The sequence below is a fragment of the Alkaliphilus sp. B6464 genome, assembly GCF_018141165.1.
GTDB lineage: Bacteria > Bacillota > Clostridia > Peptostreptococcales > Natronincolaceae > Alkaliphilus_B.
In genome coordinates this window covers 2,144,331-2,159,817 of the sequence record NZ_CP058557.1, presented here as the reverse complement: position 1 = coordinate 2,159,817, position 15,487 = coordinate 2,144,331, and the positions used below count along the sequence as shown (strand labels likewise).

Here is a 15,487-nt window from a genome sequence, read left to right as displayed (position 1 = left end):
AGCAGCTCATTAGTTACAATAGATTAGTGAGCTGCTTTGATTCTTCTATTTCATTATCAATTTATCTATAACTCCCACCAAATTCCTAATCTCTGGTTTAGTAACTTGAGCATCTGCTCCTAAGCCCTCACCTTTTCTCATCATTTCATCAGAAATTAGGGAAGAAAATATTATTACTGGTATTTCAGCCAAGTCTTCATCACTCTTAACAAGCTTTGTTAAATGATGTCCATCCATTTTAGGCATTTCTATATCTGTAATAATACAGGATACATGCTCTTTTAATAATTTCGACTTATCTACTCTAAATCTCTCGAGTAAGTCCCATGCTTCTCTACCATTATTAGTGACCATAAGATTGCTATAACCTGCTTCATTTAAAGCTTGAACTAATATTTTTGAAAGCATTTCAGAGTCTTCTGCTACAATTATCGGCTTATTACTTCTTTGTCTAGGGCCCATCTCCTTTATTTCTGAAAGTTGAATCCCTGTATTAGGACTAATATCTGTCAAGATTTTTTCAAAGTCAAGTATAATAATTAACCTTTCATCCTTTTTAACAATTCCAGTAGCTACTCCCTCTACACCACCATAAATTGTATTATCTGGTTTCTCCATCTGCTCCCAAGAAAATCTATGAATACCTACTACCTTATGAACCTGAAAAGCTACTGAAATCTTATTAAAATGAGATATTATAAATAAGTTATTTGACTCATCTTCTTCAGACTGAATACTTAAGTACTTAGGGAGGTCTACAACAGTCACTATTGTTTCTCTCGGCTTAAAAATTCCTTTAACACACGGATGAGCTTTTGGTATATGAGTTACTTTGGAAAACGGAATTATTTCCTTTACCTTCGCAACATTAATTCCAAAAAAATTTTCACCTATTTTAAATTCTACAATTTCTAATTCATTTGTTCCACTTTCTAACAATATTTTCTGCTCTTCCTTCATACTTTTTCCTCCCTCACATCTTTTTGCCAAAATCTAAGTATATACTTGGATTATACCATAATTGCTTTAGATATAACAAAAATTTTAGGATTATATAATAACTATAAAAGCTAGAGCAATAAAACCACCCTTTCATAATAGGTTAACATTTTTCTCTTTTAATTAATTTTGTATACCAGCTAGGTTTAGCTTCTTTTTCTATACAGTGAAATTCACCATAGTCTATATAATTTTCACGACATATCCTTAAAATTATCTCCTTATCATTACAGGGAATTTCACCTGCTGTACCACAGCTAGTACTTACTTGCCTAGGTACTGGAATCAACCGTACTTCGCAATTATTTTCTTTTAAAATTTTTTCGAATCGTAGCGCCTGATAAGTAGAATGAAATGTAATAACACAATATCTTTCCTTCAAATTAACCACCTATTTTTTAATAACCAGTGAATATCCATCGGCACCTTCTGAGCACTCAACATCGAATCCCTGATTTTTACTAAAACGCTTAATGTTTTCAACAGCTACCATCATATCTACTAAAACTTCTATAGGTGTACCATCATATTCAGAAACGGCTTCTTTAGTCATCAATACTGGTTCTGGACAGGATCGTCCTCTAGCATCTACAACTTTATACATGACTTACCCCTCCTTCTACTGCTCTACCTTTTTTATCATTTCTAGCTTTCTCATTATATTTTACTACATTGTATCCAATAGATATAATAACTACGAAACCAATTAATACTGCAATTTTACCATTTAACCCTACTCCTTGTGGACTAGCAGCTAATCCAAAATTGTGAGCAAAAGCTGCTCCTGCTATTAATCCTAAAATGGTAATAGCAGCATCTGTATCCCCTTCGCCAGCCAAAATAGTTTGTCTTAGAGGACAGCCACCTAATAATGAAGATGCAACTCCTGCCAATACCATACCTAGGAAGTTCCATAGAAAATCATTATGGGCTATTGGCTGTTCAACAAAACTAATTTTAAAGCTTGCTGGATTTAAAACTAGATTTCCAATAAGGGCAAATACAAAAATACCAATTAATCCCCATAAAAAGTAAAAATCTTTAATAAGGATAGCATCTCTGAATCCCCCTGCAGTACAAAGTCTTGTTCTTTGTAGAAGTACTCCCACTATTAAACCAGCAGCTAAGGCTATAGCAATAGGTGCTCTGGCTGCTCCAGGTCCACTCTCACTAAATAAAACAAAGGCTGGTTGTATAGCTAATAGCACTAATAGACCTATTGCAAATATAGGCATAATATATCCACTTGACTCTGGCTGGCTTACACTTCTTCCTAGACTAAATCCTCGTTTAATAAATTGAATACCTATAAAAATTCCAACAACATAGCCAACTAAACCAGTAATAGCATTTAAATCTCCATTAGCTAATCTTAAAATCATTCTAAGAGGACAACCTAAAAACACCAGTGCTCCAATCATTAGAAAAAATCCTAATACAAATCTCAAAAGTGGAGATGATCCACCTCTTGCCCTAAACTCGCCCTTAGTTTTAGCAATAATAAATGAACCTAAAATAAATCCTGATATTTCCGGTCGTATGTACTGAACATTTCCTGCTCCATGAAGTCCTAGGGCACCTGCAATGTCCCTATAAAAGCAAGCTACACAAATACCCATGTTAACAGGATTACCAAACTTAACCAACAGTGCTGCTAATAAACCTAGTATACCTCCTGCTGCTATAATCTTTGCTTCTCCTTGTTTCAATTTTAACCCTCCTATTCTATTATTACTTCACCTATATATTATTAAATAATTAACAATGTTAACAATTGAATTTTTCTATTTATTTCCATTGTCCTATTGAATTTATTTATAACAATAAAACAATCCCTCTTGAAAGTAATATTCAAAAGGGATTGATCTATTAAAATTAATATTTATATTATTAATATTTAAGTGTTATTCTAGTTTTTCATATCTTCATAATCTCTTATTAGTTGATACATAAAGTGAATAAATTCACCTCTATTAAGATTTTTGTTAGGCGAAAATTCTGCTTCAATATTTTTATCTCCAAATATATTATAATATTTGGCTAATGCAGCATAACCGATATCCTCTGTTTTTATTACTTCTTTATCTTTATATGGCACTTGGAAAATATTAGAGTAATTAGCTAATTCTTTTTGTTTCATGGCATTTATAATCCACTTTGCTAATTCAATTTTACTAATTTTTTCATCTGGTTTAAAATAATCGCCCTCATCGATAATACCAAACTCTACTCCAGTTTCAATATACTTATAGTAAGGACTATCCTTTGAAATATCTTTAAAATAATCTTTTCCTTTATTTTCATTGGATCCATTGTAATATCTATCTACATAATAAGCTTTATTACTCCAACCTATCTCCACTATCCATTTAAGTGCATCTTTTCGAAGTAAAGCTTCCTCTGGCTTAAAAGTTTGCTCTGTTACCTTTAATATCCCCATTTTATCTATAAGTAAAATGTCTTTCTCATAAGGAGATCCTTTTATATCTGTAAACTGAGTTTGATTGCTTTGCTCTTTTTTAAATTCTTCTCCTGAATAATTTAGAAACTTGCCGGTTACCCCATCAATGTAATTAAAGCCAAAGCTTTTTATTGCATATACAGATAACAACTCTTTTGTAGGTATTTCTAAACCTTCCTTCTCCAGTTTCTCTAAGTCTTTTAATTGTACTAAATACTTCTCAAGTCCTACATTGTCATAGAATATTTTATGCGCCTTTTCCTTAGTTAACATTGAACTAGATTTTTGTACATCTACATCGTACCATCTATATCTCAAACTGCTTATTTCCTCGGTTTCATCGTTATATGTCATATGCACATAATTATCATCGAATAGAATGTTATTTATATATCTAGAGCTTGATACATATGCTTTATCTTTGTCTATAACATTATCTGATTTTATTTCTAATTTCAATGCTCCTTTAGTTTTTGGAAACATTGTTTGAATTTTTTCATTTACTATACTTAGAGTATCATCACTCTTCCTAACATTTTCTTTAATATTTTCAGTTGTTTTTAAGTCTCTTACTTCTTGTACAGGCTGATATCCTTCACTTTTATTATATGAAAGTTCTAATACCTGACCATTTTCAGCATTTAGCACTGAATTTAAATATTTATCTCCCTCATCAGAATTCCAATATACATACCAGAACTTGCCTTTAATTCCAGCATAATAATTTGTGTAACTACCGCTATTTAGTTTAATTCCTTCTATATCTACATGTTCTTTAAGTATATTTATTATTATTTGCTCTACCTTTTCCTTTGAAATTACACCATCATCCGGTATCATTTCAACTCCACCATTTGATGCCTCTTTAGCCATCATCTCATTTGCATTAGATGAGTCTTCTCTGTAAATTGGATATCCATAATAATTCCAATTATATAATTGATCCGATGTTAATAACTTTCCGGTAATAGCATCTATTTTATCAGTTTCTTTTGGTGTATAAATATATACCGGAGTTAAAACCACATTTTTACTATCTTCTTTATTATATTTATTTAATCTTACATATTTAAGCTGAAGACGATCTTCTTTTTCAAAGAAACCTCTAGCTTCTTCTTCATTTAAAAGTTGTTTATTGCTTTCATAACTTCCAATATCCCATTTCATTTCATATGAACTTATACTTTTATTTAGTCCTGATACGGTAATTCTAAAATAATTACTTGGAAAAAACTCTCCATTTATTTTTCTTACAAACATGAAGTGATAGCTATCATTGTCAGTATAATTTATCTTTATATCATATGGGATAACCGTAGGAGCCTTAACAGTAACTTCTTCAGTTTCATTAAACCTTTCTGCTTCCAAGGATTTAATAAAATCTACAGCAATTTTCTTAGCTTCATCTTGAAGTAAGTTTACGGCTTTTTCTTCATTATTACCATTCCATTGGTTAAAAGAAATTATTTCTCCAGAGTCAGCAGCCATAACAACGGAAGCGTTCTTTTTATCTCCTTCAAATGCTAAATTCCAAAACTGTCTTTGTTGTATATCTCGAGTATTTAAATTGCCATATTGAAGCTTGTAATCCTTACCTAAGTCTAATTTTTCCCTAGCTAACTTTTCTGCTTCCGCTTTAGTTAGAATCGAAGATTTCACTGCACCATAGCCAACAGGTGTTATTACACCTAGAAACAATGTAAATGTAATAATAACTACCATTATTTTTCTTAACATTATAAAAACCCCCTCCATTTCATATTTTTTCCTATTCAACATTATAGACGTAAAAAAAATAAAAAAGTTTCATTTGTTTATTAATATTTTAAAAATATTAATTTATTTATTTTTTTATAGTCTTAATTAAAATTTACAAAATTTATAAATTAAAAACACTGTAAAAAAACCAAAATATATCGTGTTAATATTCTGTAAATTTAAGATTTGAAAAAAGAAACCCATTTTTATTTTAAAATAAGTTTCTTTTTGATTAATCTATTCTTGATATAAAGGTTTTGTAGGGTTCTTTTCTGTAGCCCTATTTGTTCCTAAATTTTTAATTTCAAGTAATATCCATATCCCCGTTACTACAGATGATAATATATCTGAAACTGGACTTGCCATCCATACACCATTTAACTCAAAATATCTTGGTAAAATTAGAAGTGCCGGTATAAGGAATAACACCTGCCTAGATAAACTTAAAATTGCTGCTTGTTTTGGCTTTCCTATAGCCTGAAAGTAGTTAGCACTCACAATTTGAAAACCGATAATTGGCAATACAGAAAAGAATATTTTAAGTCCATTGGTACCAATATCTATTAAAGCCTGATCACCTTGAGCAAATAGCGTAATTAACTGTACAGGTAAAAGTCTTATTAGGAAAAATCCTAATACAACCAAAGCTGTAGCTGCTGTAATAGCATATCTTAAGGTTTGCTTTACCCTATTAAACTGGCCAGCACCGTAGTTAAATCCTATAATAGGCTGAGAACCTTGATTAATACCGAATATAGGCATCAATATTATTGTGCTTATACTGTTAACGATTCCCATTGCAGATATTGCAATATCTCCTCCATATACAGCAAGTTGGTTATTTAATACTGCTGTTACTGCACTGGCAGCTAACTGCATCATAAAAGGCGCAAAGCCTATAGAGAAAATACTTAATACTACATCAATCTTTAGACGTAGATTTTCTTTGTATACCTTTAGATTACTTCTTCCACTTAGAAAGTGACTAAGCACCCAAATAGAAGATGCAGCTTGAGAAACTATAGTAGCTAATGCAGCTCCTTGTATTCCCCAATTAAATACAAATATAAAAATTGGGTCTAGTATTGTGTTAAGTATCGCACCTATTAACATAGTTAACATAGCTACTTTAGGGTTTCCTTCCGCCCTAATAATGTTATTCATACCAAAACCAATACCTTGGAAAACTGCACCGAATAAAATAATTCTTAAGTAATCCTTAGCATAAGGCATTACATCTGCACTGGCACCAAAGATCCTTAAAAGGGGCTCAAGAAAAACCAGTCCAACTACTGTTAACCCCAACATAATAACAACTAATAATGTCATAGCATTTCCTACAATCTTCTCGGCGTCTTCCTTCCTATTTTGTCCTAATCTAATAGAAATTAAAGAAGTTGCGCCTAGCCCAACAAGCATCGAAAATGCCATTAGTATAATCATTATTGGAAAACCAATTGTAATTCCTGCTATAGCTAATGAGCCAACTCCTCTCCCAACGAAAATCCTATCCACTATATTATATAGGGCATTAACCAACATTCCAACTATGGCTGGAACGGAAAAGGTTAATAATAACTTTCCAATTTTTTCTTCTGCTAGTTGTTTCGAACGATCCATACTATCTCTCCTTACAATTTTTTCATTATACTTATTACTGTTTTAATACTGTTTGAAAAATTATCTACATCTTTATCCCCTAAAGAATCAAAGGCTTGAGTAATAATTTTTTCATATTGAAGCATTTGAGAATCTACATACCCTTTTCCTTCTTCTGTTAAATAAATCCACGTTTTTCTTCTATCCTTTTCATCAGCCTCACGAAAAACAAGATTCATATTCTCTAATGAATCTAATAAAGTAGTTAAACTTCCTTTTCTCATATCTAAAGATTTCCCTAACATAGTAGGAGTTATTTTACCTCTTCTTCCCAAGATCATTAATGCCTTATTTTGGTTTTTATTACAACAATAATCAATAGAAATATTGCTATTTAATATTGAACTTATTTTTTGGTGAAAAAGGTCCGAAAATTCAAGCAAGCCATTATGGATTTGTTTAAGATTTTCTTCCTTCATACATAATTCCGCTCCTTATATTTAACATAGACAAAAGTAGTTAGATTTCTTACTATTAGAATTCTAACTACTTTTATAGTATTTGTCAACTGCCTGTCTAAATTTTGTATTAGTAGTACTATTTAGTATTCTCAGTTTAATATAATTCTATAATTATGCTAATAAATAAATTGCATTTATATTATTTATATTTGCAATACATCACATCAAAGTATCCCTCTCGTTTCTCTATTTTATATCCATCATATCCTTCGTCTAATAATTGTTGTTGCTTTAGTATATCTGTATTTTTTACTATTATAATATCTGCTATCTCCTTATTAGTATTTATAAAGTCAATTGATAGCAAATATCTAAGTTTACCTTTATACTCATTATTTCTAATCTTTAAATTCTTAATTGTTAGCCCTTGATCCATTACATTTTTAAGACTTGGATAGTTATAAGGAGATATTGTAGTTAAAATAAATTCATACCCTAGTTCTCTAATCAACTTTATGGAATGTAGTAGCATTTTAGCCTGAAGTCTATTTCCTCTATAAAATGGATGAACTACTGTAGACTCTAAATGAGCTACCTTGTCCAAATCATTTCCAATCAAATTAATCTCTCGACCTAAGTTTTTCGCATCCTTACCTGGAAAATTTATAGTTCTATAGGCAATCAAGCCTTCATTAGTAAAAACTCCTATAACCCTTCCTTGATCTGGAGGGAAAATTGATTTTTCCATGAATTCTTTTGTGTCTGGTACAAATGTCTCTGGATTATCTAAGGTTTTAAATACTTTCTCTTGAAGATCTAAAATCTCTTCTAAATATGTTTCATCTAAAAATATCATTTTATATGCTACTGTATCTTTATATCTACCATTCCTTTTTATTAATGTTCCGTATTCTATAACTTCTTTCATTTTTTGGCCTCCTATTCCTCCTTATTGTTAATTATTATCCAATAAAATATTTACAGAAATTATTTATATTTATATATGTATACCTTTTTTTACATAAAGTTATCATATATTATGTTTCTCATGTAATATGGCTAGACTTTCTAATAGAAAAGCATATATAATATTAATTAACTACGTAATATGGAGGGATAAGAATGGCAAAAGATAACTCTTTTGATATTGTTTCACAAATTGATTTACAAGAGGTAGATAATGCTGTTAATCAATCTATGAAGGAGATTTCTCAGCGCTTTGACTTAAAAGGAACAAATACAACTGTAGACAGAAGTGATTCAGAAGTAACAATTAATGCTCCTGATGAATTAAAGCTTAAAAATGTAATAGATATTCTACAAACCAAACTGACACAAAGAAATATTTCTTTAAAAGCTTTAGAGTATAGAAAAGTAGAGCATGCATTAGGTGGCAGGGCAAAGCAAGTTATTAAGCTTCAACAAGGGATAGATAAGGATCAGGCTAAGAAAATTACTACATTGATAAAGGATTCGAAAATAAAGGTACAAGCTTCTATTCAGGGAGAGGCAGTTAGAGTATCTGGAAAAAATCGCGATGATCTTCAAGCTGCTATACAACTAATAAGGGAAGCTGATCTACCAATGAACCTACAATTTACAAACTATAGATAGTCTCCTATACATACTAAAAGAAACCTCATCAACTTTGAAAAAAGTCGATGAGGTTTTAAAATTCTAAACTAAAGTTGATATTTAACTTATTTTACATAGATATAGATGTATTTTTCTCTCTTCTTGCCGCCTTTTGTCTTCCTGCTACTAAATCTGGAACTAAATAAATAGCTACATAAAGCACCATAGATAGTGCTATAGCCCATATTCCATCTAGTATAGAATGTTGCTTAACCAATACTGTAGATGCACTAATTATAATCATAAGTATAAAAGAGGTTATCCTTAATGCCATATTTTTTTTAAATGGTTCGTAGCCAATTAAACCTACATGTATTGCAATAGAATTCAATACGTGTATGCTAGGTGCCACATTAGTAGGTGTATCAGCAGCATAAATACCTTTCATAATCCTTGAGAAAATATCATTTTCAGTAATTACAGGACGTAGACTTTGTCCATTTGGAAAAATCCCATAAATAGCATAACATATGACCATACCAAAGAACATAAATAAAAACAGTCTATAATAATCCTTTTTTGATACAATACCTAAATAAATAAACCCAAATGCCATATATATGTACCAGAATAAATATGGTATAACAAATTCTTTTATAAAAGGAATTTTCATATCCATAGGTGAAAACATATCATACTTCGGAACAACAGTTTTTTCTAAGTAGTAAAACCATATATATAGCAGTCCATATAACGAAAGTAATAAAAAATGTTTATATTCATTCCATCGTTTTTTAAGTAAAATCATATAATACCCCCTGTTAAAGTAATACTTAAAACAATTATTTCTAATCATTTTTAAATTTTGTAGTATATGCTACTAATTATATAGTATATACTTTAAATTGTTTTTAACTATTTATAAATTTTTTCTTAAGTTTATTATTAATTTTGCTTAATCTCATAAAAAAGAGCTATTTATATATAATATAATAGACTCTATTTTGATTTATATTTAATTTATTACTCTACTCCCCTATAATAATGTCCCCTAGTAAATCCATCTTTTAGTTTATTAGTATAGTCTTCACTATATCTTGATTTTTTGCCCGTTAATATATTATTCATATTACTTAAAGCCATTACTATTATATCTTCTATCTCACTATTAGTTTCATCAGTAAATTCTAATCTTAACCACCCTATATTAATGTCTTTAAAATCATTTAGCTTATCTAACATAAATAAAGGCTTTGAATTAAGAATCGTACTTCTTCCCCAATAATCTTTTCCAACTGGGAATGTCACGTTTTTAGCATCCTTTAATCCAAAATGGTACTTATATTTAGGGTAACGACATTCTCTGCATTTATGATCACATTGGTTTTCCTGAACTAAAGGACAATACTCAGTAACCATAACAGTCGTCTTTCCGTATATAATCGCCTCTTTTTCTAATGCATTATCTAGATTTAACTTATAAATAGTCTTGAAATCTAACTCTGGTGACAGTGTAATTCCACTTAAGCCAAGCTTTTCAAAGGAATTAATAGTGTAACTATTCATTACGTTTAATGAGAAGTCCCCTATCAATGGGAGCTTTAAATAAGTATCGTTAAACCTAATTATTCCCAAATCACCAGCTAAAATTCCATCAAACTTTAATCCTTTTACTAACTTTTCTAAAATTTCATATTCACTATCTTTTAGTATAGACGGTGTTCTTAAGTAAATTTCTATATTTTTATCTTTACATAATGATATAGCTTCTTTAAGAGTAGATATATCTCCATAATAAATACGATTAATTGAATAATTTAAAGCCACCTTTAGTTGCTCTAATGTATCTAATTTTACAGATATTTTTTGTTGTTTAGTTATTTTCTCATCTCGATTTTCACTTGATATCTTAAGACTTTCTAGTTTTTTTGTAAACCTTAAATCTTCTGTTTTTTCTCTACTATGTCTAGTTTTTCTTAAATCCACTAGCTTTTCTACTGCGTCCCTTCTTAAACTGTTTAATATAGAAATAGGTACAGAGCTATTTTCCTCTAAACTAATATCTAAATTATACAGCTCAAAAGGGGTATTTCCTAATTTAGATAGTTGTTCTAAAAGTTTATCCTCAGTAAGAGGAACCTTCATCGCTCTTTGAACAACATCATCACTTTGAACATATACAGTATGTCCTTCTTCATCCCATAGATGAAGTTTAATTTTCTCATCAATTTCTATTTGTACTTCACCATATATGAATATCTTTTTATGTTCTTTATCATGTGCATATGTTCTTTCAAGTTCATCCATTAAAGATATGTTTAAGGTTTTATATACTTCATCACCTTTTTGTATATTACCCTTCATTTCTATTTCAACTACTTGGCCCTTTTTAGCCCATTTAACTAATTTATTATTAATATAAATATTTCTAATAGTACCACCTATATCTACAGAAGACTTGTTCCATATTTCTATACCATCTCCCTGAGCTATATCTACATTTAGCCTAATCTTCAATTTATTTTCCCTTACATCAAAATGCTCTATCCTCCCTAAATACAGCCCCCGATTATTTGGCTTTTCAATATTAATTACATCTGCTTTTGGACTACTAAACAAATATCCTTTTGTAAACTTACGATTAAACATTTGTTCCATTTCTTCTTCCAAGGCTTTATCTCGTAAAACTTTTCTATTGTCCAAATAAATATCTATAGCTTTCCTATAACCCCTAACAATAGAAGCTACATACTGTGGTTTTTTCATACGACCTTCTATTTTAAAGGAAGTTACACCAGCATCTATTAACCTACCTATTTCTCCTACAGTATTTAAATCTCTCATACTAAGATGAAATGCTTTATCGCTCTTTAGAAGCTGATCTGTATTTAATTTTAGCAAGCTATATTCTCTTCTACATGGTTGTGCACAACGGCCCCTGTTACCACTTCTACCTCCAATAAAGCTACTCATTAAACATTGTCCAGAATAAGAAACACACAGAGCACCATGTATAAAAACCTCTAACTCTATACCAATTTCATTGTAAATACTTTTTATTTCTTCGACCGTTAACTCTCTTGCTAAAACTGCTCGATCAACTCCCATACTTTTTAATAATTCTACACCATGTTTGTTGTGTAGTGTCATTTGTGTACTTGCATGGATCTCAAAGTCTGGGAATATCTCTTTAACTAAGTTAAAAACTCCTATATCTTGAACTATAACTGCATCTACATCTATCTCATATAAGAACTTTATGTACTTCATTAAACTTTGAACTTCACTATCCTTCATTAATGTATTTACAGTTACATATACTTTCACACCACGTATATGTGCATATTCTACAGCTTCCTTCATAGTATCTCTATCAAAATTAGAAGCATAAGCTCTAGCTCCAAAGTCTACACCACCTAAATAAACTGCACCAGCACCATTTTGCACAGCAGCCTTTAGAGCCTCAAAACTACCTGCTGGTGCTAATAATTCAATATGTTGCATATTTCAACAACCTTTCTATCCTTTTCTTATACTACCTTTTATGCAAAGATAAAAAGTAGTGATATTATTATTATATCTAAATAACATATAAAAATATAGCAATTACTATAAAAAGTATTTAAAAATACACATTTTTAACATTTTATCATTTTTACAAATATAACTGAATATAAATAAAAGTAAATTTATTTTTGACGAATTTTTGACGTCAAATAAAAAAAGCGATAGTCTTTGATTAGATTATCGCTCTATTTCTTATATTCTTCTAGTGCACTTATTCCCTTTTTGGTTACAGCTATAGACCTTGGACTGCCTTCTACTTTGGTAATATATCCTTCATGCTCTAAAGCAGTAAGATGTCCATGTACTGTACTACTTGATTTTACTCCTACTAAATCTCTAATATTTCTTACAGTTGGACTTATACTATTAGCTTGCATATATTGATGTATTGCTTTTAAAATTTCCATCTGCCTTTCAGTTAGCATGATAATTCCCCCCCCCCTTGTCCCTTCACTACTATCAATTAATTTTGTATCTATTGCTGATAGTATGTTATCTATTTTAAAGGTCCTTAATTGTCCCTTACCTATGTCCAAGGCTTTTATTATTTCATTATCCATCTTTAATACCTGAATTCTTCTTTGAGTTATTTTTAAGTCTTTCATATACATAATTTCTATTACTTTATGGTTACTTAATGAGTACTTTAATGATTGATCTACCATGTCATCACTCCAAACGTGTGTTCTTGATTATATATTACCAGAACATTAGTTCGGTGTAAAGAGCAAAATATAACTGTCAGTTATATTCTATAGGTTTGAATAAAATAAGGGTAAAGCCTAAGCTCCACCCTAGCATTATATGATCCTTTAAAATTTAATTTAAGCAATTTCATTATCATTTGGATATATAATACTTCGACGAGTTCAAAAGAGTTTATTATAGTCATTCTGCGTGCGGGATTGGGTGTACCTGTTTATAGCGTGGAGGTAACTCATAGCTTTTAACATGTTTAAATTCTATAACTTTAACCTCATTTAACTCCAGCGAAATTGTAATATGGTCCTCTCCTACATATAGATGCGGACCTATATATGGCATTACTTTAAGTTTTATTTGAAAGACAAATGTACGATAACCATTAGGTCTTTCGATACTTAGCACTTCAACATCATATGGTGCAGCATTATATGATAATCCATAATAATCTTCTACTGCTTTATCTATAAATGGTAGAAGTAAAGTAACAAAAATGTCTTGATATAGTTCTTGTTTAGGTTCTTGTATAATGGTATCTTGACTTAATTGTGTCTTGATTTCAAAGCTATATTTATGAATAAAATAGCCACTTACAAATGATATAATTAATAAACTGACTACAAATATTATTTTTTTCAAACAAATCATTCCTTTCTATATATAATATAGTTTTTAGGAATGATAAATAATTAGACATGAAAAATATAGAAAATTTGATTGTAACTAATTCTGTGGGGTGTTTTATTTTAAAAATGCATAAAAAACAGGGCAGAGCCTAAGCCCTACCCCAATTCTGTTAGTCTGTCTATTTAGTTAAAGAAAAAACCACGTCCGCATGAACAAAATAGTACAACAAGTAATAGGAAGAAGAAAAGTAAACTATCTCCTGATTCTGCAAAAAGACCACAGTTACAGAAAATTATTACTAAGATCAAAAAGAAGAAAAGTAAGCTACTTCGATTTCCAAAAAAGCCACCGCCGCAACCTCCACCCTTTCCAAGAATTTCGTTCATTTATGACACCTACCTTTTTTTATTTTAAGTACTGCTAAATACACAACTTAGTTTATCTTTTAGGAGTATACTTAGCTGTAATATATACTATGAAATTTCGTATAAACTGTTCTATATTTTATGTTGGAAATAAAAAAAGGTAAAGCCTAAGCTCTACCCTAATTATGTTCCCCTTATCTTTTTCAATCGCAAAGCCTGCGTCAATATCTACGTTCGCGCCGACATGCACAACATAATATAATAATTAAGAAGATTAAAGAAAACATATATTTCACTACCTTTTTGAAACTAAGTAGGTGCAATATATAAGTGGCTTCATCTTTGGTTGTAATATATATTATGAAACAAATTATATATTGTGATATCTATATACAAAATAGAAAAAGAGTAGAGTTTATGCTCTACCCTTCCTAAAGTTAGGTGAGGCCAGATGTTCACTAGGCTTAATCTTTAGCCGTAATATATATTATGCAATAAATTATATATTGTGATATGTCTATGCAAAATAAAAAAGAGTAGAGTTTTTCCTCTACCCTAATCACCTTTCTTTTGCTTTTTACAATTACAGAACTAGCATCCACACCCGCATCTACGTTCACGTCCAAATAGTCCAAATACAAAACATATTATAATAATTATAAAGATGAAGGAAATGAAACCGCCTCCAAAAAAACCACCACAACCACAGCCTCCAAATAAACCTTTATTTTCAACGTTTTCACTCATATATTACACCACCTTTCTCAATTTAAATTGTTAGTAGCTGTAATATATGTTATGAAACTACCTATAGATTGTGATATATCTGGGTGAAAATAAAAAATGGTAGAGCCTAAGCTCTACCCTAAAATTTTTCAACTTTTAATTTTTTTCATTAAATAATTGTACATAAAGGTACTCTAACTAGAACTAGACGATCAGTTGAATTTTCAACATTAAATATTAAGAATGCATTTTGACCTACTACAAATGCACAAATAAGATTTCCTCTTGGAGGAATTGTGGTAACTATTTGACAACGCATAACTCCTGATGCTATTAACGCCACTGCTTGAGCTGCCGATATCTCCATTATAATCACTTCTTCCCTCACAAAACCCATAATTTCTATTTCAATTTCTATAATCAAGAAAAATCTTCCATCTATCTGAGCTACACATGTCGCACCTATCCTAATTGGATCATTGCATGGATTGTTGCATCTTTGTGTATTAATTTCTTGACTAGAATCCATTATTTTCGCCTTCCCCTTTTTTATATTAGAAAAGTCGCTTACTGCTTTGCTTCTTTCCCAATACAAGTATATGACAGGCTTACAAAAGTGTTACTGTAAAATAAAGAAAAAGCTAGCC

16 protein-coding genes are annotated in these 15,487 nt (G+C 30.3%); 1 reads left to right on the top strand and 15 read right to left on the bottom strand.

Going from position 1 to position 15,487, the window contains the following annotated elements; all coding sequences use genetic code 11:
* Positions 1-45 precede the first annotated feature (45 nt).
* The 8 genes from HYG84_RS10590 to HYG84_RS10555 all read right to left on the bottom strand — a co-directional run bounded on the left by HYG84_RS10590 (position 46) and on the right by HYG84_RS10555 (position 8,206).
* The gene (locus HYG84_RS10590) at positions 46-960 is read right to left on the bottom strand and encodes a chemotaxis protein (RefSeq protein ID WP_212376834.1); all 915 of its coding nucleotides are present in this window, start codon (positions 958-960) and stop codon (positions 46-48) included.
* 142 nt (positions 961-1,102) lie between these two features.
* Positions 1,103-1,390, bottom strand: a complete 288-nt coding sequence (locus tag HYG84_RS10585) for a DUF3343 domain-containing protein (protein WP_249168587.1) — start codon at positions 1,388-1,390, stop codon at positions 1,103-1,105.
* The gene (locus HYG84_RS10580) at positions 1,391-1,603 is read right to left on the bottom strand and encodes a sulfurtransferase TusA family protein (protein ID WP_212376831.1); all 213 of its coding nucleotides are present in this window, start codon (positions 1,601-1,603) and stop codon (positions 1,391-1,393) included. It lies immediately after the preceding gene.
* Positions 1,596-2,708: a YedE family putative selenium transporter gene (gene yedE / locus HYG84_RS10575; RefSeq protein WP_212376828.1), complete on the bottom strand. Its 1,113-nt coding sequence runs from the start codon at positions 2,706-2,708 to the stop codon at positions 1,596-1,598. Before yedE ends, HYG84_RS10580 begins: the two co-directional genes overlap by 8 nt.
* 200 nt (positions 2,709-2,908) lie before the next feature.
* Complete coding sequence (locus HYG84_RS10570; RefSeq protein WP_212376825.1) at positions 2,909-5,197, bottom strand: S-layer homology domain-containing protein; 2,289 nt, start codon at positions 5,195-5,197, stop codon at positions 2,909-2,911.
* A 258-nt stretch (positions 5,198-5,455) separates the two neighbouring features.
* The gene (locus HYG84_RS10565; protein ID WP_212376822.1) at positions 5,456-6,838 is read right to left on the bottom strand and encodes an MATE family efflux transporter; all 1,383 of its coding nucleotides are present in this window, start codon (positions 6,836-6,838) and stop codon (positions 5,456-5,458) included.
* Between the two features lie 11 nt (positions 6,839-6,849).
* On the bottom strand, positions 6,850-7,296 hold the full coding sequence (locus HYG84_RS10560) for a MarR family winged helix-turn-helix transcriptional regulator (RefSeq protein ID WP_212376819.1): 447 nt from the start codon (positions 7,294-7,296) through the stop codon (positions 6,850-6,852).
* 181 nt (positions 7,297-7,477) lie between these two features.
* Positions 7,478-8,206 (bottom strand): GNAT family N-acetyltransferase, encoded by a 729-nt coding sequence (locus HYG84_RS10555; protein ID WP_212376817.1) that lies wholly within the window; start codon positions 8,204-8,206, stop codon positions 7,478-7,480.
* A 194-nt stretch (positions 8,207-8,400) separates the two neighbouring features.
* Here HYG84_RS10555 and HYG84_RS10550 point away from each other — a divergent pair, with 194 nt between their 5' ends.
* Complete coding sequence (locus HYG84_RS10550) at positions 8,401-8,892, top strand: YajQ family cyclic di-GMP-binding protein (RefSeq protein WP_212376814.1); 492 nt, start codon at positions 8,401-8,403, stop codon at positions 8,890-8,892.
* A 91-nt stretch (positions 8,893-8,983) separates the two neighbouring features.
* Here the strand turns inward: HYG84_RS10550 and HYG84_RS10545 are convergent, their stop codons facing one another.
* From HYG84_RS10545 to HYG84_RS10515, 7 genes are all read right to left on the bottom strand, one after another.
* A complete protein-coding gene (locus tag HYG84_RS10545) occupies positions 8,984-9,661 on the bottom strand; it encodes a phosphatase PAP2 family protein (protein ID WP_212376811.1) in 678 nt (225 codons plus the stop codon).
* A 215-nt stretch (positions 9,662-9,876) separates the two neighbouring features.
* Positions 9,877-12,357, bottom strand: coding sequence for a DUF3656 domain-containing U32 family peptidase (locus tag HYG84_RS10540; RefSeq protein ID WP_212376808.1), 2,481 nt, complete (start codon positions 12,355-12,357; stop codon positions 9,877-9,879).
* 248 nt (positions 12,358-12,605) lie between these two features.
* Positions 12,606-13,085: a LexA family protein gene (locus HYG84_RS20330; RefSeq protein WP_249168586.1), complete on the bottom strand. Its 480-nt coding sequence runs from the start codon at positions 13,083-13,085 to the stop codon at positions 12,606-12,608.
* A gap of 223 nt (positions 13,086-13,308) precedes the next feature.
* Positions 13,309-13,761 carry a DUF3888 domain-containing protein gene (locus tag HYG84_RS10530; protein WP_212376805.1) on the bottom strand — a complete coding sequence of 151 codons (453 nt, stop codon included), beginning with the start codon at positions 13,759-13,761 and terminating at the stop codon, positions 13,309-13,311.
* Positions 13,762-13,931: 170 nt separating this feature from the next.
* Positions 13,932-14,135, bottom strand: coding sequence for a hypothetical protein (locus HYG84_RS10525; protein ID WP_212376802.1), 204 nt, complete (start codon positions 14,133-14,135; stop codon positions 13,932-13,934).
* Between the two features lie 570 nt (positions 14,136-14,705).
* A complete protein-coding gene (locus HYG84_RS10520) occupies positions 14,706-14,861 on the bottom strand; it encodes a hypothetical protein (protein WP_212376799.1) in 156 nt (51 codons plus the stop codon).
* Positions 14,862-15,009: 148 nt separating this feature from the next.
* Entirely contained in the window at positions 15,010-15,369 is a 360-nt protein-coding gene (locus HYG84_RS10515) for a spore coat protein (RefSeq protein ID WP_212376796.1), read from the bottom strand.
* Positions 15,370-15,487 lie beyond the last annotated feature (118 nt).